The sequence below is a fragment of the Acinetobacter sp. F-1 genome, assembly GCF_022869025.1.
GTDB classification, from domain to species: domain Bacteria; phylum Pseudomonadota; class Gammaproteobacteria; order Pseudomonadales; family Moraxellaceae; genus Acinetobacter; species Acinetobacter pseudolwoffii.
The window spans coordinates 105,820-126,995 of record NZ_JAJKFX010000002.1 but is presented as its reverse complement, the minus strand read 5'-3'; the positions used below and the strand labels follow the sequence as shown (position 1 = coordinate 126,995).

Annotated in this window: 21 protein-coding genes; 12 read left to right on the top strand and 9 right to left on the bottom strand. The window is 44.1% G+C overall.

Annotated elements, in window-relative coordinates; all coding sequences use genetic code 11:
• Positions 1 to 272: 272 nt before the first annotated feature.
• Complete coding sequence (carO, locus tag LOZ91_RS02525; protein WP_074383340.1) at positions 273 to 998, top strand: ornithine uptake porin CarO; 726 nt, start codon at positions 273 to 275, stop codon at positions 996 to 998.
• A gap of 60 nt (positions 999 to 1,058) precedes the next feature.
• Here carO and LOZ91_RS02520 read toward each other — a convergent pair whose 3' ends face one another.
• The 8 genes from LOZ91_RS02520 to LOZ91_RS02485 all read right to left on the bottom strand — a co-directional run bounded on the left by LOZ91_RS02520 (position 1,059) and on the right by LOZ91_RS02485 (position 9,072).
• On the bottom strand, positions 1,059 to 2,261 hold the full coding sequence (locus LOZ91_RS02520) for a transport of long-chain fatty acid (RefSeq protein ID WP_244782612.1): 1,203 nt from the start codon (positions 2,259 to 2,261) through the stop codon (positions 1,059 to 1,061).
• A gap of 114 nt (positions 2,262 to 2,375) precedes the next feature.
• Positions 2,376 to 3,299: a CysB family HTH-type transcriptional regulator gene (locus LOZ91_RS02515; RefSeq protein ID WP_005097573.1), complete on the bottom strand. Its 924-nt coding sequence runs from the start codon at positions 3,297 to 3,299 to the stop codon at positions 2,376 to 2,378.
• Between the two features lie 54 nt (positions 3,300 to 3,353).
• The gene (locus LOZ91_RS02510) at positions 3,354 to 4,415 is read right to left on the bottom strand and encodes a sulfate ABC transporter ATP-binding protein (protein ID WP_005097572.1); all 1,062 of its coding nucleotides are present in this window, start codon (positions 4,413 to 4,415) and stop codon (positions 3,354 to 3,356) included.
• An 11-nt stretch (positions 4,416 to 4,426) separates the two neighbouring features.
• On the bottom strand, positions 4,427 to 5,320 hold the full coding sequence (gene cysW, locus LOZ91_RS02505; RefSeq protein ID WP_005097571.1) for a sulfate ABC transporter permease subunit CysW: 894 nt from the start codon (positions 5,318 to 5,320) through the stop codon (positions 4,427 to 4,429).
• Positions 5,317 to 6,150: a sulfate ABC transporter permease subunit CysT gene (cysT, locus tag LOZ91_RS02500; RefSeq protein ID WP_005097570.1), complete on the bottom strand. Its 834-nt coding sequence runs from the start codon at positions 6,148 to 6,150 to the stop codon at positions 5,317 to 5,319. Before cysT ends, cysW begins: the two co-directional genes overlap by 4 nt.
• A gap of 87 nt (positions 6,151 to 6,237) precedes the next feature.
• Positions 6,238 to 6,843, bottom strand: coding sequence for an alpha/beta hydrolase (locus tag LOZ91_RS02495; protein WP_005170096.1), 606 nt, complete (start codon positions 6,841 to 6,843; stop codon positions 6,238 to 6,240).
• Between the two features lie 29 nt (positions 6,844 to 6,872).
• Positions 6,873 to 7,886 (bottom strand): sulfate ABC transporter substrate-binding protein, encoded by a 1,014-nt coding sequence (locus LOZ91_RS02490; RefSeq protein ID WP_005170099.1) that lies wholly within the window; start codon positions 7,884 to 7,886, stop codon positions 6,873 to 6,875.
• Positions 7,887 to 8,064: 178 nt separating this feature from the next.
• Positions 8,065 to 9,072 carry a sulfate ABC transporter substrate-binding protein gene (locus LOZ91_RS02485; protein ID WP_074383336.1) on the bottom strand — a complete coding sequence of 336 codons (1,008 nt, stop codon included), beginning with the start codon at positions 9,070 to 9,072 and terminating at the stop codon, positions 8,065 to 8,067.
• A 159-nt stretch (positions 9,073 to 9,231) separates the two neighbouring features.
• On the opposite strand from LOZ91_RS02485, the gene pabC reads away from it, so the two are divergent.
• From pabC to LOZ91_RS02465, 4 genes are all read left to right on the top strand, one after another.
• The gene (gene pabC / locus LOZ91_RS02480; protein ID WP_005097565.1) at positions 9,232 to 10,044 is read left to right on the top strand and encodes an aminodeoxychorismate lyase; all 813 of its coding nucleotides are present in this window, start codon (positions 9,232 to 9,234) and stop codon (positions 10,042 to 10,044) included.
• Position 10,045: 1 nt separating this feature from the next.
• Positions 10,046 to 11,104 carry an endolytic transglycosylase MltG gene (gene mltG, locus LOZ91_RS02475; RefSeq protein ID WP_244782611.1) on the top strand — a complete coding sequence of 353 codons (1,059 nt, stop codon included), beginning with the start codon at positions 10,046 to 10,048 and terminating at the stop codon, positions 11,102 to 11,104.
• Between the two features lie 2 nt (positions 11,105 to 11,106).
• Positions 11,107 to 11,718: a dTMP kinase gene (tmk, locus tag LOZ91_RS02470; protein WP_074383333.1), complete on the top strand. Its 612-nt coding sequence runs from the start codon at positions 11,107 to 11,109 to the stop codon at positions 11,716 to 11,718.
• A gap of 84 nt (positions 11,719 to 11,802) precedes the next feature.
• Entirely contained in the window at positions 11,803 to 12,219 is a 417-nt protein-coding gene (locus LOZ91_RS02465) for a PaaI family thioesterase (protein ID WP_005097561.1), read from the top strand.
• A 108-nt stretch (positions 12,220 to 12,327) separates the two neighbouring features.
• Here the strand turns inward: LOZ91_RS02465 and nadB are convergent, their stop codons facing one another.
• Complete coding sequence (gene nadB / locus LOZ91_RS02460) at positions 12,328 to 13,956, bottom strand: L-aspartate oxidase (RefSeq protein WP_244782610.1); 1,629 nt, start codon at positions 13,954 to 13,956, stop codon at positions 12,328 to 12,330.
• Between the two features lie 236 nt (positions 13,957 to 14,192).
• Here nadB and LOZ91_RS02455 point away from each other — a divergent pair, with 236 nt between their 5' ends.
• The 7 genes from LOZ91_RS02455 to era all read left to right on the top strand — a co-directional run bounded on the left by LOZ91_RS02455 (position 14,193) and on the right by era (position 21,167).
• Positions 14,193 to 15,575 (top strand): Do family serine endopeptidase, encoded by a 1,383-nt coding sequence (locus LOZ91_RS02455; protein ID WP_005097559.1) that lies wholly within the window; start codon positions 14,193 to 14,195, stop codon positions 15,573 to 15,575.
• Between the two features lie 127 nt (positions 15,576 to 15,702).
• Entirely contained in the window at positions 15,703 to 16,158 is a 456-nt protein-coding gene (locus LOZ91_RS02450; RefSeq protein ID WP_100355707.1) for a thioesterase family protein, read from the top strand.
• 249 nt (positions 16,159 to 16,407) lie between these two features.
• Positions 16,408 to 18,225, top strand: coding sequence for a translation elongation factor 4 (gene lepA / locus LOZ91_RS02445; protein WP_005097556.1), 1,818 nt, complete (start codon positions 16,408 to 16,410; stop codon positions 18,223 to 18,225).
• 20 nt (positions 18,226 to 18,245) lie between these two features.
• Positions 18,246 to 19,073, top strand: coding sequence for a signal peptidase I (lepB, locus tag LOZ91_RS02440; protein WP_244782609.1), 828 nt, complete (start codon positions 18,246 to 18,248; stop codon positions 19,071 to 19,073).
• Between the two features lie 24 nt (positions 19,074 to 19,097).
• Positions 19,098 to 19,469: a DUF4845 domain-containing protein gene (locus LOZ91_RS02435; RefSeq protein WP_005170117.1), complete on the top strand. Its 372-nt coding sequence runs from the start codon at positions 19,098 to 19,100 to the stop codon at positions 19,467 to 19,469.
• The gene (gene rnc / locus LOZ91_RS02430; RefSeq protein ID WP_005097550.1) at positions 19,441 to 20,139 is read left to right on the top strand and encodes a ribonuclease III; all 699 of its coding nucleotides are present in this window, start codon (positions 19,441 to 19,443) and stop codon (positions 20,137 to 20,139) included. The genes LOZ91_RS02435 and rnc overlap by 29 nt, the downstream gene beginning before the upstream one ends.
• On the top strand, positions 20,139 to 21,167 hold the full coding sequence (gene era / locus LOZ91_RS02425; RefSeq protein WP_005097549.1) for a GTPase Era: 1,029 nt from the start codon (positions 20,139 to 20,141) through the stop codon (positions 21,165 to 21,167). The genes rnc and era overlap by 1 nt, the downstream gene beginning before the upstream one ends.
• Positions 21,168 to 21,176 lie beyond the last annotated feature (9 nt).

The window sequence follows — 21,176 nt, the reverse complement described above, 5'->3', positions numbered from 1 at the left end:
TTAAAAATAGTTGAGCAGACTGAAAATAGATGAAAAATAGCCAAAAGTGTGGGAAGTTTGAAATAATGAACGTGATAAGTGTTATTTTTCATTATTTTAAAATGTAGTAGAAGTGTTAGAAAAAGCCAGGTTATCAACAAGAAAAACTAATTTGTATCAAAAAATAACAAAAGATCAGCAAAACATGAATAAAAAATATTTTTTAAGTCCTTTATATTGAACCCATCACGAATAACTAATGATCAAAATAAGTTCTTTTGAGGAGAGAAATAATGAAGTCTTTACATAAAATTTTAGCAGTTTCCATTTTGGCTGCAGCAGCTGGCTCTGCTATGGCTGCTGATGAAACAATCGTAACAGATGAAGGTGTGGCATCTTTTTCTTTCTTTAAACCAGCAGCTGTTCGTGCTGAAGTCGGTACTACAGGTTATGGTGGGGCAATTTCTTGGAATGCTAACCCATATGTCGGCGTGACTTTAGGTTATAACGGTGGTGACATTTCCTGGTCTGATGATATCTCAGTAAATGGTACGAAATATGACCTAGATATGGACAATAACCTGACCTATTTAAATGCTGAAATTCGTCCTTGGGCGAACTGGTTCTATATGGCAGCCGGTGTTGCATATATTGACAATGATTATGGTTTACGTGGCCGCCCTGGGACAGATGGTGAAATCAGAATTGATGGTTCAACATTTGGTGCAGATGTAGGAGATGTAGTAGGTAGTTTATCTTACAAAAATAATATCGCACCTTACTTAGGTATTGGTTTCTCGCCGGCAATTACCAACCGTTGGGGCGTATTCGGTGAGATTGGTGCCTACTATAATGGTAATCCTACTGTAGATTTATATAATACAGGTAGTCAGACAGCAACAAGTGTAAATGGTCGTCCAATTACAGATGCAATTGATACAGAAAGAGATAAAATTCGTAACGACAATGAATACGAATGGCTTCCAGTAGCCAAACTGGGTGTAAGCTTCCGCTTTTAAGCTTGAGCTGCATAAAAAAAACGAGCTTCGGCTCGTTTTTTTATATTTTCTAAAAATACTTTAAAAGTGATAACCCAGTTTTAAGCCCACGATCCAGGCACTATTGTCAGAAACAGCAGATAAACCCGCTATCTGAGGCGTAAGTGACTCAAATGTTGAGACCTCAGGTTTTTGAAATTTTAGATAATAGAATCCTGTGGCAATATCCCAAGTATCTTGAATCTTGTAAAGATGAGCTAGTCCAATACCCCAATATCCATCACTCGGATTTAATGTCGAAGCCGGATTTCCTGTACCGGAATCCCATAAGAGTTCGATAGAATTTATGCCAAAGGAGGACCATTGATGTGCCAGACCAATTTTGGCAGACCATTGATCCTCCCGATAATCAATCATCTTGAATGATTCTAATTCTGGGAATTCTAAGGCCGCATAGTCAATCACTGCACCGAATTTAGGCGGCTGAATGACAAAATTTTGCCAGTTTAACCAGCGTAATGTGCCATAAAAGGCATTTTGATAAGGCAATCCTGTTTGAAAATCCAGATGGATGGATTGAGGGGTTTGAATCTGGGTATAGGGGGAGGGATTGGTGCCTACGACAATCGATTCAGCAGTTTTATGATGGTGAGCAATGGCTGAACGGTAAGTCAGCGCAGTTCTAAAAAAATATTCGGGTAGTTGATAACTGAATCCTGCAAGCCAGCCCCAAGCGGGATCTTGTTCAAATGTAGCCCGATAACCATTAAATATATAAAAGGTTTGCCCGGATAAATATAAGCTTCCTTCCAGACTTTGATAACTTAGCCCTGTATAAAAATTCCAGTGATTATCCGGTTGGAAGCCGATTAATGATGTGAGATTGTGGCTATCAAACTGGATACTCGCGGCTTCAACAGAAAGCGCTTCACCTGCAAAAACAGGATTATAACTATAAGCCACATCTACATGATAAGGCTGATCATAAATCAGTCCCCATGATAGTTGAGGGTGAAGCTGTAATTTTAAGGCAACATTAGAGATAAATTGCGTACTGGCAAGTTGGCCCGTAGAAAAGTCAGTAATACCCAGTTGTTGCAGCTGCTCGGTATGCTGTACCTGACCGCTAATATCAGGGCGAACCCAAGCCAATGAAATTTCAGCATAATGATTTTTTTCAAAAAAAGACTGAATACTTTGATTGGACTGTTCAAAAGCAGCGCTATAACCTGACCCAGAAAAAGCGCAGCCCATACAGAAAAGAGCAAATTTGCTGTCGATCATATTGGTATAATTCAACTTATTATTAATGTGATTATGCTTGATATTTATACAGATTATCCACTTGAAAATAATAAAGAGGCTCGCTGGCCTCTTTGACTGAAAACTTATATATTTTTATTCGTCTGGATAGGCGACTTTTTTAAGCGCTTTAATATCGGCATCCGGCGAGCACAGGGAAATAAACTCGTAGCCATAACCACGTAGTAAATGTCCTTTACGTACCGCAATCCAGGTGGTATTCATGCCAAAAATATCCGTTTTAATCTGCTTTAAACGGTAATCACGCTCCGGGTCATAAGCGACATCGTTGACAATGCCGACGCCCATATTCATTTCCACATAGGTTTTAATCACATCGGCATCGAGTGCGGACATGACGATATCGACATCAAAGCCGGCTTCTTCAAAGGCGGTATCAATCTTGGAGCGACCGGTAAAACCACCATGATAGGTAATAATCGGGTAATGGGCCAGATCTTCGATCCGGATCTGATCTTTAGTTGCAAGTGGATGATTTTGCGGCGTAATAATACTATGTTGCCAGTTATAATAAGGTACGCTGGCCAGATTGTCTTCAGTCGTCAGTGCTTCGGTTGCAATACCGATATCGGCTTGACCTTGCAGCAGCATTTCCGTGATTTCTACCGGGCTGGCCTGTTGCAGAATCAAATGTACTTTAGGAAATTCTTTTTTAAATTGGCTGACAATCGGCGGTAGCACATAGCGCGCCTGGGTATGCGTGGTGGCAATGGTCAAGGTACCTTCATCAACTTTATTAAAATCATCAGCCAGACGCTTAATATTATCGGCATCGACCAGCATGCGTTCTACAATTCCTAATAGTGCCTGACCCGGCTCGGTTAAACCCAGTAGACGCTTACCCTTACGGATAAACAGCTGTACGCCAAGCTCATCTTCCAGATCTTTAATATGCTTACTTACTCCAGACTGCGAAGTATAAAGTGCAGCTGAGGCTTCAGTTAAATTAAAGTTCTGTCTAACCGTTTCTCGTATAATTCTTAATTGTTGGAAATTCATAATTCTCTTTACCCTAGAAGAGGATGGGGCATTTCGAAGCCCCATCTTTTGGTCTTAAGCGACCTGATTTTCAAATAAATGCAAGTTCACTGCACTTAACCACACGGTTTGATTGGGGCGGAATTGGTGTGCTCTTGCTTCATCAGGTGTCAGTAAGATTTCAATCAAGTTACCCTGACGGTCATTCAGTTCTGCAACGACTTTACCCGCAATCCATAATTCACGTATGAAGGTGGCCTGAATGGCATTGTCTTGTGGCTGTGCATGAATGCGCAGCTCATCAGGACGTGCGAATAAAATCACTTCACCTTGAGCAGCATTTTTTGCGCCATCAAAGTGAATGCGATCTTGCCCGAGCTGAATAATGCCGCCGTTGTTCTGGCCTTCAAAACGATTGGCTTGACCCAAGAAATCAAACACAAATGGGGTTGCCGGCGTTTCATAGACCTCACGTGGCGAACCGATCTGTTCGACATTACCTTTGTTCATCACCACAATCTGATCGGCCACTTCCAGCGCTTCTTCCTGATCGTGGGTCACAAAGATCGAGGTGATGTGCAACTCATCATGCAAGGTACGTAACCAGCGACGTAATTCCTTACGGACTTTGGCATCCAGTGCACCGAAAGGTTCATCTAGCAACAGCACACGCGGTTCAACGGCTAAGGCACGTGCCAACGCAATACGCTGACGCTGACCACCTGAAAGCTGAGCAGGGTAACGGTCAGCCAGAAAACCCAGCTGAACCAAATCAAGTAAACGCGTAACACGTTTTTTAATTTCCGCTTCAGATGGACGGGTTTTACGTGGGCGAACACGCAGACCAAAAGCAATATTGTCAAATACCGTCATATGACGAAACAGGGCATAATGTTGAAACACGAAGCCGACTTCACGTTCACGTACATGAACATTGGTCGCATCCTGACCTTCCAGAATGACCTGACCACCATCTGCAGATTCTAGACCTGCAATAATCCGTAGCAGCGTGGTTTTGCCGCAACCTGATGGGCCGAGCAGGGCCACCAGTTGACCATCTGGAAAATCCAGCGAGATATTTTTAAGTGCATGGAATGCACCAAAGTGTTTTTCAATATTTTGTACTTGAATACTCATGTTGGCATTCCTTAAGAAACTGTAGAATCTTGATTACGTTTGTCCTGTTTTTCCTGGCGCAGTTCCACCCATGTTTTTAAAATCAGGGTGACAATTGCGAGGAGAGCCAGAAGCGAAGACACGGCAAACGCAGCACTAAAGGTATATTCGTTATAAAGAATTTCGACGTGTAGCGGTAAAGTATTGGTTTCACCGCGGATATGACCGGATACAACCGATACCGCACCAAACTCACCCATGGCCCGCGCATTACACAGAATCACGCCGTAAATCAGACCCCATTTGATATTTGGCAGGGTCACTTTCCAGAAAGTTTGCCAGCCAGATGCACCGAGCACAATCGCAGCTTCTTCTTCTTCCGTGCCTTGTGCTTCCATTAATGGAATTAACTCACGAGCCACGAAAGGTACAGTAATAAAGATGGTCGCCAGGACAATGGCAGGCACTGCATAAAGGATCTTGATGTCATTGTCCATTAGCCAAGACCCCATCCAGCCTTGCGTACCGAAAATCAGTACCAGCATTAAACCGGCAATCACGGGAGAGACCGAAAATGGCATATCAATCAAGGTGGTCAGGAAGGATTTACCCCGAAAGTTAAACTTCGCCACTGACCATGCCGCAGCCACACCAAATACCACGTTCAGCGGTACGGCGATTGCAGCAGTCAAAAGTGTAAGTTTGACCGCAGATAAAGTATCTGGATGCACCAATGCCTGTGTATAAACACCAATTCCCTGTTTAAAGGCTTCCACAAAAACCAGAATCAAAGGCAGGATCAGGCAGCTCAAGAAGAAAATCAGTGCAATAGTGATCAGGGTATAACGTACCCAGGTTGGCTCACGGGTTGCATCACGGGATTGCAGTTTTTCAGCCAGTGCATTGCTGTTGGTATTCAAACTCATCGTGCAGTTCTCCCGGTACGGCGGCTGGCCCAAGCTTGCAGTAAGTTAATCAGGAACAGCAGGACAAATGAAATCAGCAACATCACCACCGCAATTGTGGTTGCACCGGCATAATCATATTCTTCTAAACGGGAAATAATCATCAGTGGGGCAATTTCTGTTTCAAAAGGCTGATTCCCGGCAATGAAGATCACCGAACCATATTCACCAACACCGCGAGCGAAAGCTAACGCAAAGCCAGTGATAAGCGCAGGAAGTAAAATCGGGAAAATCACCTTGGTCACAATTTGCAAGCGATTTGCCCCGAGTGCAGATGCAGCTTCTTCCAGTTCAGTTTCCAGATCACTGAGTACCGGCTGTACGGTACGAACCACAAAAGGCAGGCCAATAAAGATTAGAGCCAGCGTAATACCAATCGGGGTATAAGCAACCTGAATACCAATCGGTTCAAGATACTGACCAATCCAGCCAGTCGGCGCATATAAAGAGGTCAAGGCAATACCGGCCACCGCTGTTGGCAGCGCAAAAGGCAAATCGACCAAGGCATCGACAATACGTTTGCCCGGGAAGCTATAACGTACTAGACACCAGGCCAATAACAGGCCAAACACCACATTCACCAGCGCAGCAATAATGGCTGCACTGAAACTGAGTTGTAGGGATTTTTGAATACGTTCAGAGCTCAGGATTTCCCACAAGCCTTCCCAGCCAATGCCCAGTGATTTAATAAAAACAGCAGACAGCGGGATTAAAACGATTAATGATAAATACGCTAGGGTAAAGCCTAGAGAAAGACCAAATCCTGGCAGCACTCGGGATCGCTGCGACATGATGACTCCTCAAAAGAGAGAAAGCTGGTTAAAACTAACCAGCGAAAATTAAAAAAAGAAATTGGACACAAGCATAATTTGCAACGACTAAAATGCAAATTTGAAATAATACTTGCTGTCATCAGTATTGCTGATATGTTGCATAGTCTTTTCTGAAATCAAATACTGGGCAAGTTCAGGAAAAGGGCCAAATCCTGAAGCGACATTGACATGCCCCACCTGTCCGAGATTAATCGGTTTGAGTTTCCAGGCTTTGGCCAGAAACTCGGCATCTGCATAGCTTAACCAGGGATCATTTTCACTGATTAATAACGTGGCCGGAACCTGAATCTGCACTTGCTGAAAATAATGGCTGTAATCGGTCTGGCTGTTACGAACGAAACCATTTTCCCCAAAACGTGCCGGATTGGCAGGCGCGACCAGAATCAGCTTTTTAACTTTAGCAGCCAATTCTGGATGTTGTGCCAGTGCTGCGACCGAGGTTAAACAGCCAAAGCTGTGCGCTACAATCTGTACATCATCTTGAATATCTTGCAGGGCTTTGACAAATTCAGTGATCCATTCCTGCAAAACGGGATGATTCCAATCTTTTTGTTGCACACGAGAGCATCGACTGAGCTGATGTTGTAAGCATGTTTGCCAGTGATTGTATTCGCTACCACCTACACCTGGAACAATAAGCGTATGTATCATGTCGATGCTCCTGTCAGATCAGCTGCGAATTACTTCGCGCTGTTTGCCTTCACAATCTGGTCGAAAATACCGCCATTCTCAAAATGCGCTTTTTGCACTTTTGCCCAGCCGCCAAATTCCTGATCAATCGTCACCAGTTTGAGTGGTTTGAACACATGATTATATTTCTTTAAAGCTACTTCACTGCGTGGACGATAATAATGTTTGCCTGCCAGGTCTTGACCCAATGGCGAGTACAGGAAGTTTAAATAACCTTGAGCCAGATGCTTATTGCCTTTTCTCGCTGCATTTTTTTCTACAATCGCCACTGGCGGTTCAGCCAGAATAGACAAACTTGGCGTGATAATTTCAAACTTACCTGGTTGCTCACGAATCGCTAAGTACGCTTCATTTTCCCAGGCCAGCAAGACATCACCGATCCCACGCTCGGCAAAGGTGGTAGTTGCACCACGCGCACCTGAATCCAGGACTTTGGTGTTTTTATAAATTTGGCGAACAAATTCTTGTGCAGTCGTGTCATTGCCACCGGCCTGATGTTTGGCCCATGCCCATGCCGCCAGATAGTTCCAGCGCGCGCCACCTGATGTTTTCGGATTCGGGGTAATAATACCGACACCCGGTTTCACCAGATCGCCCCAGTCTTTAATCCCTTTGGGGTTGCCTTTATGCACCAAAAATACGATTGTTGAGGTATACGGTGTCGAGTTTTGTGGCAGTTTCTTTTGCCAGTCTGCTGGCAACAATTTGGCTTTTTCTGCAAGCACATCAATATCGGCTGCGAGGGCCAAAGTCACCACATCTGCATTCAAGCCATCAATAACAGAGCGGGCCTGTTTACCAGAACCACCATGGGATTGCTTGAAGTTAATTTTTTGACCCGTACGGCTTTCCCAGTATTTGCCAAAACTCTTGTTGACATCTTCATACAATTCACGTGTCGGATCGTAGGAAACATTCAGAAAATCACGTGCTGAAGCACCTAATGAGGTTGCCGAAATCACAGCAGCCAGAACCCCAAGTTTTATTGTTTTTGAAATACTCATTAGAAACCTCAATTTCTTACACGTTTTGTAACATAGCTGCAGAATAAACCTATTCTTTATGCGTAAAAAATAAATAAAAACGAATTTTATATGAAAAAAAAAGATAAGACGGAGCTGAAGTTATTGAAATGAAAATGGCCTTATCAATAAAGGCCATTGTTTCTGCTGGACTGCCTCATTATTTCGTATGATTTGCCTTTACAATTTGATCAAAGATCCCGCCATTATCGAAATGTGCTTTTTGTACCTTGGTCCAGCCACCAAATTCTTTGTCGATGGTGACTAACTTTAAAGGTTTAAATACGCTGCTATATTTCTTTAATACTTCGCTATTACGTGGACGATAGAAGTTCTTCGCAGCCACAGTTTGCCCCGCAGGAGAATACAGATAATTCAAATAAGCTTTGGCCAGGTTTTCATTGCCATCTTTCCTGGCATTTTTCTCTACAATTGCCACCGGTGGCTCGGCCAAAATTGACAGACTTGGCGTGATGATTTCAAATTTACCCGGCTGTTCACGAGTAGCGAGATGGGCTTCATTTTCCCAAGCCAGTAATACATCACCGATCCCGCGCTCAGCAAAAGTGGTGGTGGCTCCACGTGCGCCTGAGTCCAGAACTTTGGTCTGTTTATAGATTTGACGCACAAAATCTTGTGCTTTGCTGTCATTGCCACCAGGTTGATGTTTGGCCCATGCCCATGCCGCCAGATAGTTCCAGCGTGCACCGCCAGAAGTTTTCGGGTTTGGCGTAATGATCTCTACTCCAGGTTTCACCAGATCTCCCCAATCTTTAATCCCTTTTGGATTGCCTTTTTTGACCAGAAAGACGATGGTGGAGGTATAGGGGGTCGAGTTTTGCGGGAATTTTTTCTGCCAGTCTTTAGGCAGCAGACCTCTCGCTGCAATTTCATCAATGTCGGCCGCCAGCGCGAGGGTCACGACGTCTGCATCCAGACCATCAATCACAGCACGGGCCTGTTTACCTGAACCGCCATGCGACTGTTTATAGTTCACGTCCTGACCCGTGGTTTTTTTCCAGTATGCGCTGAATTCCTTATTAAAATTGTCATATAATTCGCGGGTTGGGTCATAAGACACGTTCAGGAAATCTTTTGCAGACACACTGAAAGCAGTGGCCGAAACCAGTGCAGCCAATACCCCAATTTTTAATTTACCAATATTCATTTTTGCCTCAATTTTTTTAGCTTTTGTTGGACAAGGCAAGAATAGCTGGAGATATTTTGCATAAAAAATAATTAAAAATGCATTTGATGTGAGTAAAAGAGATAAATCGATGGAGCTTATCTCTCAGTACTCAATTGTTGATTTGAGAGGCAATAAAATATGCTCTGTTTGAAAAATGCGAAACATGTCAGTGAGATAGAAGTACTCGATCGGGCCTTTCATTATGGTGATGGCTGTTTTAGCACGGCCCGGATTCGACAGGACCGGGTGGAATTATATGATCGTCATCTGGCACGTTTGCAGCTCAGTAATCAAAAATTAAGTTTGCATGCTGATTTAGCTCTGATTGCAGAAAGTTTAGAACTTTTACGTGAATCAGAAAGTCAGCTGAATGGAACATTAAAGATCGTGCTGAGTCGTGGAGTCGGCGAGCGGGGCTATAGTTTGCCAGAGCATCCGGCGGATCTGTGGGTATTTTATTATCCTCAAGCCCTACATGATTTAAAGTATGAACAGATCCAAAGTGGGGTATTACAGCAGGCACTGGGATTGACCATGCCGGGTCTGGTCGGACTAAAAACCTTGAATCGCCTGGAGCAGGTTTTGCTCAAGCAGGAGGCGGATCAGCGCGGTTGGTCTGAGGCACTGGTGACAGATGTACAGGGCGGGGTTGTCGAAGGGGTGAGCAGTAATTGTTTCATTTGTATAAACAATACATGGATTACGCCGGAACTTCGTTATAATGGCGTCTTTGGGGTGATGCGTGCAGAAATTCTACAACGGATGCAAGATCAGGGAATTGCCTGTCAGCAACGTTACATCGATATGGAGGAAATAGCCCATATTCAGAGTCTGTTTTTTTGTAATGCGCTAAACCCGATGAAAATTGTCACTCAATTTGAGCAGCGATCTCTGGATGGCGATGCTTGTATTGAACTTTTTAACCGTCTTCGATTAAATCAGATGTCTTAATATGTCAGCTTCCAAGTCTAAAGCCAAAAAGAACAATACAGCCAAATTTTCGTCACTTTTCAAAGGAATTGCCTTCGTCCTGATTGGACTTGCCTTGATTTTGGCACTGGTCTTAAAAAGCAGTTTGTGGAAAGACTATCCTGTAGACGGACAAAAACAGCTGCTGGCGATTGGGTCAGGGGAAACCTATTCTGGTTTTATTGACCGTCTGGCCAAAGAAAAGCAGGTCAGTTTCCCGATTATTCTCAAGCTTTATCAGCGCATCCTGATTCATGACACCATGAAAGCTGGCGTATATGAAGTGCGCCAGGGCATGAGCATTCGTCAGGTTCTGGATATGATCTCCAATGCTGAAAATGCCCAGATGAACCGGATTTTGGTGATTGAAGGAACCACATTCAAACAGCTGATTGATGCTTTGAAGAAAGATGATCTGGTGACCAAAGAAGTGTCACATTTGCCAACGGCACAACTCCTTAAAGAGCTCAATATTCCATTTTCACATCCTGAAGGTCTGTTTGCACCGGATACATACTTCTTTGCTAAAGGTGAAACTGACCGTAAAATTTTAACCAATCTGTATCAGCGCCAGATGAAGGCACTGGATCAGGCCTGGGAAAAACGCGTGACTGATCTGCCCTATCAGAATAAATATGAAGCGCTGATCATGGCGTCGATCATTGAAAAAGAAACCAGTGTGGATAGTGAGCTAGAACAGGTTTCTGGAGTGTTCGTGCGCCGTTTAAAAATTGGCATGCGTTTACAGACCGATCCCACCGTGATTTACGGAATGGGCGATAGCTATAATGGCAATATTACCCGCAAGGATTTACGTACGCCGACGCCGTATAACACCTATACCATGTCTGGTTTGCCGCCAACGCCAATTGCACTGCCAAGTAAGAAAGCCATTGAAGCAGCCATGCATCCGGATAATTCTGACAACCTGTATTTTGTCGCCACGGGCAATGGCGGACATACGTTTACGACCAATCTGAATGATCACAATAGAGCAGTGCAGGAATATCTGACCATTTTACGCTCGAAGAATAAGGAATGAGTATGTTTATTAGCTTTGAAGGCACAGAAGGTGTAGGTAAAACCACACTCATTCGTTCGATCTATGACGATTTTATGGCCCAAGGCAAAGATGTGATGCTTACGCGCGAGCCGGGTGGTACGCCGATGGCCGAGCAGATCCGTGCACTACTTCTGGCTGTGAATCATGAAGAAGCGATGGCGCATGATACCGAATTACTATTGATGTATGCGGCGCGTGCCCAGCATTTGGCACAAGTCATTCTGCCAGCCTTAGCAGCCGGAAAAATTGTACTCTGTGACCGTTTTACTGATGCCAGCTTTGCCTATCAATGTGCAGGTCGTGGACTCAGTGAAACAAAGCTGCAGTTATTAAATGATCACTTTGTGGCACGTATGCCGGACATCACCTTCTGGTTAGAAGCACCGATTGAACTGGGAATGAACCGGGCACGCGCGCGTGGCGCACTGGATCGCTTTGAACAAGAGAAAGTCACTTTCTTTGAGAAAGTAAGAGCCGGCTATGAAACGTTGTGGCAGCGTCATCCGGAACGGATCAAACGTCTGGATGCAACCCGTACACCGGAGCAGGTATTCGAGCAGGCTTTAAGTTATTTGAAGTCTGGTTTAAATTGAAATCCTGTTTATTTTAATTTTCACTAGGTAAATGTGTGAAAAATCTTCTATATTGAAGGCAATATAGAAGATTTTTTTAATAAGATGAAAACGACCAAAACCGAAATCCAACAATTTTTACAACAAGAATTTCCACAAAGCCTAGAAAAATGTAGGATCGAAGCCGTTGTTCCACGCGGCGCAACTTTGCTGTATCAGGTTAGCGCACAAGAGTTGCGTCCGGGTGGTACTGTTTCTGGCCCAACCATGATGACCTTGGCCGATCTTGCCTTATATGTCGCTATTCTGGGCGAAATTGGCCTGGTGGGTTTGGCTGTCACCACCAATCTGAATATCAATTTTCTCCGTAAACCTTCAGGTGGCACGGATTTGCGAGGAGAGTGCAAGCTTATTAAAGTCGGTAAAGTTCTGATTGTCGGGGAAGTCTGGATTTATTCAGTAGACCTTGATGAGCCAGTGGCGCATGTTACTGCGACTTATGCTATTCCACCTCAACACTAAACACCTGAAGAATAGAAGTTCAGTGATATAAATAGCCTAAGCTTAATTAAGTAGGTGAGCGCTAAAAGACAGGGAGATATGATTTAAAAATCATATCTCCCCAATAATCTAAATATTGACCAAGGGTGTTTCTACTTCAAAATTCACCGGATTTAGAATGGTCTTGCGTAATTCAGGCAATAATTCCGGATAGTCCAGCGTGAAATGCAGGCCACGAGATTCTTTACGCTGCATGGCACAGCGCACAATCATTTCTGAGACCAGCACCAGATTGCGAAGCTCGATCAGGTTTTTGCTGACCTGATAATCTTGGTAATACTCGGTGATTTCTTTTTTCAGCATTTCAATACGATGCAAGGCACGTTCCAGACGTTTGGTGCTGCGCACAATACCGACATAGTTCCACATGGTCTGACGTAGCTCATCCCAGTTTTGCAGAATCACCACATCTTCATCCGGATTGGTTACCTGTGAGTCATCCCAGATGGGTATGGGCGGAAAGGCATAGTCAGCATTGAAATGAGATTCGATATGCTTGGCTGCACTCATGCCATACACAAAGCATTCTAAAAGTGAGTTACTGGCCATTCGGTTAGCACCGTGCAGACCAGTATAAGAGGTTTCCCCAATTGCATATAGACCTGCGATATCAGTCTGGCTATGTTCATCGACCACAACGCCACCACAGGTGTAATGGGCTGCAGGTACCACTGGAATCATATCTTTGGTGATATCAATACCCAGTTCCAGCAGGCGGGCATAAAGCGTAGGAAAATGTTCTCTAACAAAGCTTTCATCCTTATGGGTAATATCCAGCCAGACATGCCGAATACCCAAGCGCTTAATTTCATAGTCGATTGCGCGTGCGACAATATCGCGTGGTGCAAGTTCGGCGCGCTCGTCAAAACGCAGCATAAAGCGTTCGCCATCGGGCAGACGCAGATAAGCCCCTTCGCCGCGCATTGCTTCAGTGATGAGGAAGGAGCGCGCTTGTGGATGATAGAGACAGGTCGGATGGAACTGGTTAAATTCCATGTTAGCCACCCGGCAGCCGGCACGATAGGCCATGGCAATGCCGTCACCTGTGGCAATATCCGGATTTGATGTATAAAGATAGGCTTTCATGGCACCGCCACAGGCAAGGGCGGTAAAGGGCGCTAAAAAAGTATGTACTTTTTCATTTTTTTCATCCAGCACATATAAACCTAGCGCGCGGTTTTCACCGTCTAGGCCAAGTTTATGTGAACAGATCAGATCAATCGCAATATAATTTTCAAAAATAGTGATATTTGATTTTTCTTGGGCGCGTTGTACCAAAGTAGTCGAAATTGCACGACCTGTGGCATCGGCAGCATGAATAATCCGGCGCTGTGAATGGCCGCCTTCACGGGTGAGATGCAACTGTTCCTGTTCATCCAGGGTAAATTGCACACCGTGTTTTAGCAGAAAGTCAACTGATGGTTTGCCCCCTTCTACCGTCTGTTTGACTGCGTCCATTTCACATAGCTGTGCACCTGCAATCATGGTGTCATCAATATGCTGTTCAATCGAATCCATTTTATCGAGTACTGCAGCAACACCGCCTTGCGCATAAAAGGTGCTGGCATCTGTCAGGGTGGATTTCGCTAAAACTGCAATATTAAAATGGTCCGGGAGCGATAAGGCTAAACTTAAACCGGCACCGCCACTGCCCACAATAATGACGTCAAATTGATGGGTAAGGGATGAATTAGACATGTCCATCAGCTAATTTTAAAAAAAGTTTGGTAATAACAGCGCTTTTTTGTGCAAAAGGCAAGCGTTGAAATGCTCATTTATTAATGAAAAAAATTAATCAAAGCCTTAACTTAGTGTTTTAATGATGAGACATTGTCCAGCGTGAAGCATTGAAACATATTATTACTTAAACTTTACAATGTTTGTGATAAAACCTATTTACATAAATTTATCAACAATTTGAGTGAATAATTTATATGAAAATTCTAGACTTAAAAAAAGGATTATTTGCAGCGACCCTGACCATGAGTGCTGCACAGTTGCAGGCTGTCACACCGGTTGATTTTTCAAATCTGGTCGAGCAGGTCAGTCCTGCCGTGGTCAGTGTCAATGTCGTTAAAAAAATGAGCGAAGAAGAACTCTTACAACAACAAGTTCCGGAAATTCTACGTCGCTTCTTTGGCAATCAGGTGATTATCCCTCAGCAGCGCATGCCACAGGAAAAAACCGGCTATGGCAGTGCATTTTTTATCAGTAAAGATGGCTATCTGCTGACCAACCATCATGTGGTTGAGGATGCATCTAAAGTCACCATTACCCTGAATGATCGCCGTGAAATTGATGCCACTGTGGTGGGAAGTGATGCACGTACCGACGTAGCTTTACTTAAGGTCACAGGTTCGAATTTTCCAGAATTGCGTACCGGGGATGTAGGCCGCTTACGTGTCGGTGAGCCTGTGCTCGCGATTGGTTCGCCATTTGGTTTTGATTATTCGGCCTCTGCCGGAATCGTCAGTGCCAAAATGCGCAACATGATGGGTGAAACAGCAGTGCCTTTTATCCAGACAGACGTGGCCCTCAACCCGGGTAACTCTGGTGGGCCTTTATTTAACCAGCATGGTGAAGTAGTCGGGGTGAACTCGCGGATCTTCAGTGGAACCGGCGGTTATATGGGGCTCTCCTTCTCGATTCCGATTGATGTGGCCATGGAAGTGGCAGAGCAGCTGAAAAAGAATGGTAAAGTGACCCGTTCCTATCTGGGGGTCAGCTTGCAGGATATCGACCGTAATCTGGCAGAGTCTTACAACCTTTCTAAGCCTGAAGGCTCCTTAATTACTCAGGTTGCACCAAATTCACCCGCCGCACGTGCCGGTCTACGTGTCAGTGACGTGATTTTAAAATATAACGGCACTGCGATTTCACGCACCAGTGAATTATTAAACTATCTCAACCGTACTGCACCTCAGCAACAGGTACAGCTGGAGGTTTTACGTGATGATAAGCGCCGTAATATTTCAGCAACCTTAAGTACCGCACCGGATGATACCCCTGCAAAAGCCGGAGCACAGGCGCAGCCGAGCAAAGGACCTGTAATTGGTGTGGCTATTCGTGATTTAAGTTCGCTAGAAAAGGATCGACTGGAGATCAAAGGCGGGGTCATGATTCAGGATGTTCGTTCAGGTGGCATTGCCGCACAGGCGCGTATCATGCCAAACGATGTGGTGACGCATATTAATAACAAGGCAGTATTGAACGCAGAGCAATTTGTACAAGAAGTTTCTGAGTTGAAGAAGGGCAATGTGGCACGCGTTACGCTCATGCGCCAAGGGCAGCGTGCGATTGTCGGAATGCGTATCTAATTCTATTCAGATTTTTAAATATAAAAAACCGCTTTTGATGGGCGGTTTTTTATTATTTGCAATTTACCCAGCCTATAAATTCGGTAGACTCTATTCAGTTGAAAATAATGGAAAGGATAAGAGAAAAGTGACAGCTATTTTTGATCTTGCGTTAAAGGTGCAAGCTGAACATATCGATGGCTTGGGCCATGTCAATAATGTGGTCTATGTACAGTGGATGCAGGAGGTCGCCACAGCCCATATTGAAAAATTGGGATTGGGGTTAAAGGAATATGTGGAACTGAAACATGCCATGGTGGCAGTTGAGCATCAGGTGCAATATCGCAAGGCTGCTTTCGAGGGCGATGAAATTATTTTGCGAACCTGGTTGAACGATATCAATGCACTGTATTCATTTCGCCAATATGCATTTTATCGACCACAGGATCAAAACCTGTTATTTACAGGTAGTACGCAGTGGGCCTGTATTGAAATGGCCACTGGGCGTCCTAAACGCATGTCGCCTACCTTTACCCAAGCCTATCAACCTCTTTCTGATCAGATCAATCCTTATGATTTTTCAATAGTGTATCTAGATCAATAAGCGCTCGCTTCTTTGGCACAGAGTTAGATATTTCAATCAGGTTTAGCAAAAATATGGCGTGATTTTCAAAGCTTCATTGCAGTGATTGAGCTTGAGATCGCTGGACAGGTATTTTGGCAGAGTGGACAAAGCTAAAAATATAATTCTTTTTCTAGATCACCATTCTGCTATAATCCTTCGCAATTTCTATTCGGCTTTTGTTATGTAATATTTTTAAATTACATAGCGCGTTTTTTCTCAAGGTAACCCATGGCGCAAGCTAAAAAATCTGTTGATATTAAAAACATTCGTAACTTCTCGATTATTGCGCATATTGACCACGGTAAATCGACCCTCGCAGATCGCTTTATTCAGACCTGTGGTGGTTTGCAAGATCGTGAAATGCAGGCTCAAGTCCTCGATTCTATGGAGCTTGAGCGCGAACGTGGGATTACCATTAAAGCCACTTCGGTGACGCTAAACTATACCCATCCAAATGGTGAAGTTTATCAGCTGAACTTTATTGATACGCCGGGACACGTTGACTTCTCGTATGAAGTGTCGCGCTCGCTCGCAGCCTGTGAAGGTGCTTTATTAGTCGTTGATGCGGCGCAAGGTGTGGAAGCACAGTCTGTCGCCAACTGCTATACCGCGATTGAGCAAGGTCTGGAAGTACTGCCCGTACTGAACAAGATCGATTTGCCGCAAGCTGAACCTGAGCGTGTGATTCACGAGATTGAAGAAATTATCGGCATTGAAGCGACAGAAGCACCGACATGTTCAGCCAAAACCGGTCTGGGCATTGAAAATGTTTTAGAAACCCTGGTGAATGTGATTCCGGCACCGGTCGGTGATCGCGAAGCGCCGTTGCAAGCCCTGATTGTAGATTCATGGTTTGACAACTACCTTGGGGTAGTTTCTCTGGTACGTGTAAAGCAGGGTCGTGTGCGTAAAGGCGACAAGATGTTGATGAAATCAACAGGTCAAACGCACATCATTACTTCTGTTGGGATCTTTAATCCGAAACATACTGAAACAGGCATGTTGGAAGCAGGCGAAGTCGGCTTCGTGATTGCCGGTATTAAAGATATTTTCGGTGCGCCGGTGGGTGATACCATTACCTTGGCAACCACACCTGAAGTTGCAACGCTACCGGGCTTTAAAAAAGTAAAACCGCAGGTTTATGCCGGTTTATTCCCGATTGATGCCAGTGACTTTGAACCGTTTCGTGAAGCTTTACATAAACTGCAAATTAATGACTCGGCCTTGTTCTTTGAACCGGAAAGTTCGGATGCACTCGGTTTTGGTTTCCGCTGTGGCTTCTTGGGCATGCTACACATGGAGATTGTACAAGAGCGTTTAGAACGCGAGTATGATCTTGATCTGATTTCTTCTGCGCCCACCGTAATTTATGAAGCGGTGATGAAAAATGGCCAGACGATTTATATCGACAGCCCGTCTAAAATGCCGGATGGTTCAACCGTAGAAGATTTACGTGAACCGATTGCCGAATGTCATATTTTAGTACCGCAAGAATATCTGGGTAATGTCATGACCTTGTGTATCGAGCGCCGTGGCATACAAAAAGACATGAAATTCCTCGGCAATCAGGTGTCGATTACTTTTGAAATTCCAATGGCAGAAGTGGTCATGGATTTCTTCGATAAATTGAAGTCTTGTTCACGTGGTTTTGCATCCCTCGACTATAACTTTGTCCGTTTTGAAAGTTCTTCATTGGTAAAAGTGGATGTGCTGATCAATGGGGAAAAAGTCGATGCTCTGGCGATGATCTGTCATCGTAATGACGCGCGTCATCGTGGCATTGCGCTGGTGGAAAAAATGAAAGACCTGATTCCGCGTCAAATGTTTGATGTGGCAATTCAGGCGGCAATTGGTGCGCAAATCATTGCACGTTCCACTGTAAAAGCCATGCGTAAAAACGTATTGGCCAAATGTTATGGTGGTGACGTGTCACGTAAGAAAAAACTTCTGTCTAAACAGAAAGAAGGTAAGAAACGCATGAAGCAGGTGGGTAGTGTTGAAATCCCGCAAGAAGCGTTCCTCGCTGTGTTAAAAGTCGAACGCTAGAAGAATAAGGATATAAGCCCATGGATTTTGATTTTAATTTGATTCTTGTTCCTGCGACGCTGTTTTTTGTCGCACTGTGGTTGCTTGACAAGTTTGTCCTGAAACAAAGACAAACTCGCGGCAAGGGCAATGAAAATTTTATCATTACCTGGGCTTATGACTTTTGGCCAGTACTGATGATTGTACTGGTGCTGCGTTCGTTCTTGTTTGAACCGTTTAATATTCCATCGGATTCAATGGTGCCAACCCTGGAAACTGGGGACTTTATTCTGGTGAATAAATTTGACTATGGGGTGAAACTGCCTATGGTCAACACTAAAATTATTGATACTGGCAGTCCAGAGCGTGGTGATGTGGCAGTATTCCGTTATCCACCACAACCGACCATCAGTTATATCAAGCGTATTATTGGTTTACCCGGTGATCATATTGTCTATGATCATGGTCAGTTGAGCATCAATGGTGAACAAGTAGCGAAAGTTCCAGTGGAATTTAGCCGTGAAAAAGATCGTCTGGATACACCCAATGCCATTTATCATAAAGAAACTTTAGGTCAGCATAGCTTTACCATGCGTGAGCTGGAAGGGGTCAATGTCGCGCGTCAGGCGCCTTATATTAACTTTGTGGAAAATGGTAAATATTCAAGTGAAAATGGTTTATATTGGGAAGTAAAGGTGCCAGAAGGTCATTACTTTGCGATGGGGGATAATCGCGATCAGAGTGCTGACAGCCGTTTCTGGGGGCTTGTTCCGGAAGAAAACTTAACAGGTCGTGCATTCTATATCTGGATGCATAAAGAACCTGGCTTTAAATTGCCATCGTTTGGTCGCAACGGGACAATCGATTAATTGTTTCAATCAGGAAAATAAAAAATGAGACATCAACAAGGTGCTTCGTATATTGGGATTTTATTTGCAATCGTGGGGTTTGCATTTCTAGCCAAAGTAGCGATTGCAGTGTGGGGACCCTACTTTGATGATCGTATGGTCGATGGTGAAATTGAGGCGCTGTTAAAAAGTGCGCCAGCCAATATAACACCAGAAAAATTCCGTCAGCAGATGGATCAGCGTTTATCAATGAATAATATTCGCGATCTGAAGTTTGATGAAATTGCCAAAGTTATCCATACCGATGGTTTGCAGATACACAAGAATTATGAAATTCGTAAAAATTTCATAATGAATATCGATTTAGTGATGAAGTTTGAGAAAAATTTTGATCAAAGCGCAGTCAAAACTCAATGATGAACGTCTTGCCAGACGGATCGGTTATCAGTTTAAACAAGCTGAACTGCTCAAGCTGGCACTGACCCATCGTTCAGTCAGTCATAAACAAAACTATGAACGCCTAGAATTTCTAGGCGATTCTCTTTTAGGGATGATCATTGCGAATTATCTCTTCACTGCCTACCCAAGCGAAAACGAAGGCCGGCTGACGCGTATGCGTGCCACCTTGGTTCGACAGGAAGCATTGGGGAAAATCGCCAATGATTTAAAACTCAGTCAGAGTTTAATTCTCAGTACCGGTGAATTGAAATCTGGCGGTCATCATCGCGAGTCTATACTGGCAGATACTGTAGAAGCCATTATTGGCGCAATCTATGTGGATTGCGCTGATCTCACTGTGTTAGAGCCGATTGTGTTAAAATGGTATGAACCGTATTTGGATCATATTGAGCCGACCGATCAGCTTAAAGACCCTAAATCACGTTTACAAGAGTATCTACAAGCACGTAAGAAACCTCTCCCAGTTTACGAGGTTGTAGATATTCAAGGTGATGCCCCTAATCAGCATTTTAAAGTGGAATGTGAGATTGAGGGATTACCGACCATGCAGGGTGAAGGCGCCAGCCGACGTTTTGCTGAACAAGCCGTTGCGGCAGATATTTTAAAACTTTTGGAGCATAAGTCTTAATGACTACTCATTCCGATCACATTGATGCTGATCACGAGTCGCAAAGCGACAGTCACGACCTGGTAAATCAATTTTTTAGCGCACAAGGCACCGAAATTCCGTCGGATTATCGCAGTGGTTTTGTCGCTATTGTAGGTCGCCCGAATGTGGGTAAATCTACCTTAATGAACCATATTTTGGGTCAGAAACTCTCAATTACCTCACGTAAACCGCAAACTACACGGCATAAAATTGTCGGGATTGATTCGCGTGAAAAGTCTCAGGCGGTATTCGTGGATACGCCGGGGATGCATAAAAAGGAAGTACGTGCCATCAATAAAATGATGAACCGTGCTGCCCATTCGGCTTTACGTGATGTGAATCTGGTTTTGTTTGTGGTGGATGCACAGAAGTGGACGCCGAATGATGATCTGGTACTGGAAAAGCTGAAAAATGCTGAAATGCCGGTGATTCTGGTGATCAACAAATTAGATACTTTTGAGAACAAGAACGAAGCTTTACCACTGATTCGTGAGCGCGAAAAGCTGATGAACTTTGCGGAAATCGTACCTGTTTCTGCACTTCGTGGTGCCAATCTTGAGCATTTACGTGACACGATTGCCAAGTATCTGCCGTTCCAGCCGCCATTGTACTCCCTGGATCAACTAACTGACCGTTCAGAGCGTTTCCTGGCTTCTGAAATTATTCGTGAAAAGATCATGCGTCAGCTGGGTGAAGAACTGCCATATGATTTAACCGTGCAGATTGAATCATTCAAAACTGAACAGCCAGTGATGAATGAAAAGACTGGTCGTATGAAGCCGGCCTGTACCTATATTGATGCTACGATTTTTGTCGATCGTCCAAGCCAAAAAGCCATTGTGATTGGTGAGAAAGGCGTTAAGCTGAAAAAAATCGGTATGGATGCACGTCTCGACATGGAAAAAATGTTCGAACAGAAAATCATGCTGACCCTTTGGGTGAAAGTCAAAGGCGGCTGGTCTGATGATGAACGTGCATTGAAAAGCTTAGGTTATAGCGATATCTAAGTTATAAAA

What these genes read in the sequence shown, in the direction of transcription:
- carO (WP_074383340.1), top strand. Translation starts at nt 273, where the DNA reads ATGAAGTCTTTACATAAAATTTTAGCAGTTTCCATTTTGGCTGCAGCA.
- LOZ91_RS02520 (WP_244782612.1), bottom strand. Translation starts at nt 2,261, where the DNA reads ATGATCGACAGCAAATTTGCTCTTTTCTGTATGGGCTGCGCTTTTTCT.
- LOZ91_RS02515 (WP_005097573.1), bottom strand. Translation starts at nt 3,299, where the DNA reads ATGAATTTCCAACAATTAAGAATTATACGAGAAACGGTTAGACAGAAC.
- LOZ91_RS02510 (WP_005097572.1), bottom strand. Translation starts at nt 4,415, where the DNA reads ATGAGTATTCAAGTACAAAATATTGAAAAACACTTTGGTGCATTCCAT.
- cysW (WP_005097571.1), bottom strand. Translation starts at nt 5,320, where the DNA reads ATGAGTTTGAATACCAACAGCAATGCACTGGCTGAAAAACTGCAATCC.
- cysT (WP_005097570.1), bottom strand. Translation starts at nt 6,150, where the DNA reads ATGTCGCAGCGATCCCGAGTGCTGCCAGGATTTGGTCTTTCTCTAGGC.
- LOZ91_RS02495 (WP_005170096.1), bottom strand. Translation starts at nt 6,843, where the DNA reads ATGATACATACGCTTATTGTTCCAGGTGTAGGTGGTAGCGAATACAAT.
- LOZ91_RS02490 (WP_005170099.1), bottom strand. Translation starts at nt 7,886, where the DNA reads ATGAGTATTTCAAAAACAATAAAACTTGGGGTTCTGGCTGCTGTGATT.
- LOZ91_RS02485 (WP_074383336.1), bottom strand. Translation starts at nt 9,072, where the DNA reads ATGAATATTGGTAAATTAAAAATTGGGGTATTGGCTGCACTGGTTTCG.
- pabC (WP_005097565.1), top strand. Translation starts at nt 9,232, where the DNA reads ATGCTCTGTTTGAAAAATGCGAAACATGTCAGTGAGATAGAAGTACTC.
- mltG (WP_244782611.1), top strand. Translation starts at nt 10,046, where the DNA reads ATGTCAGCTTCCAAGTCTAAAGCCAAAAAGAACAATACAGCCAAATTT.
- tmk (WP_074383333.1), top strand. Translation starts at nt 11,107, where the DNA reads ATGTTTATTAGCTTTGAAGGCACAGAAGGTGTAGGTAAAACCACACTC.
- LOZ91_RS02465 (WP_005097561.1), top strand. Translation starts at nt 11,803, where the DNA reads ATGAAAACGACCAAAACCGAAATCCAACAATTTTTACAACAAGAATTT.
- nadB (WP_244782610.1), bottom strand. Translation starts at nt 13,956, where the DNA reads ATGTCTAATTCATCCCTTACCCATCAATTTGACGTCATTATTGTGGGC.
- LOZ91_RS02455 (WP_005097559.1), top strand. Translation starts at nt 14,193, where the DNA reads ATGAAAATTCTAGACTTAAAAAAAGGATTATTTGCAGCGACCCTGACC.
- lepA (WP_005097556.1), top strand. Translation starts at nt 16,408, where the DNA reads ATGGCGCAAGCTAAAAAATCTGTTGATATTAAAAACATTCGTAACTTC.
- lepB (WP_244782609.1), top strand. Translation starts at nt 18,246, where the DNA reads ATGGATTTTGATTTTAATTTGATTCTTGTTCCTGCGACGCTGTTTTTT.
- LOZ91_RS02435 (WP_005170117.1), top strand. Translation starts at nt 19,098, where the DNA reads ATGAGACATCAACAAGGTGCTTCGTATATTGGGATTTTATTTGCAATC.
- era (WP_005097549.1), top strand. Translation starts at nt 20,139, where the DNA reads ATGACTACTCATTCCGATCACATTGATGCTGATCACGAGTCGCAAAGC.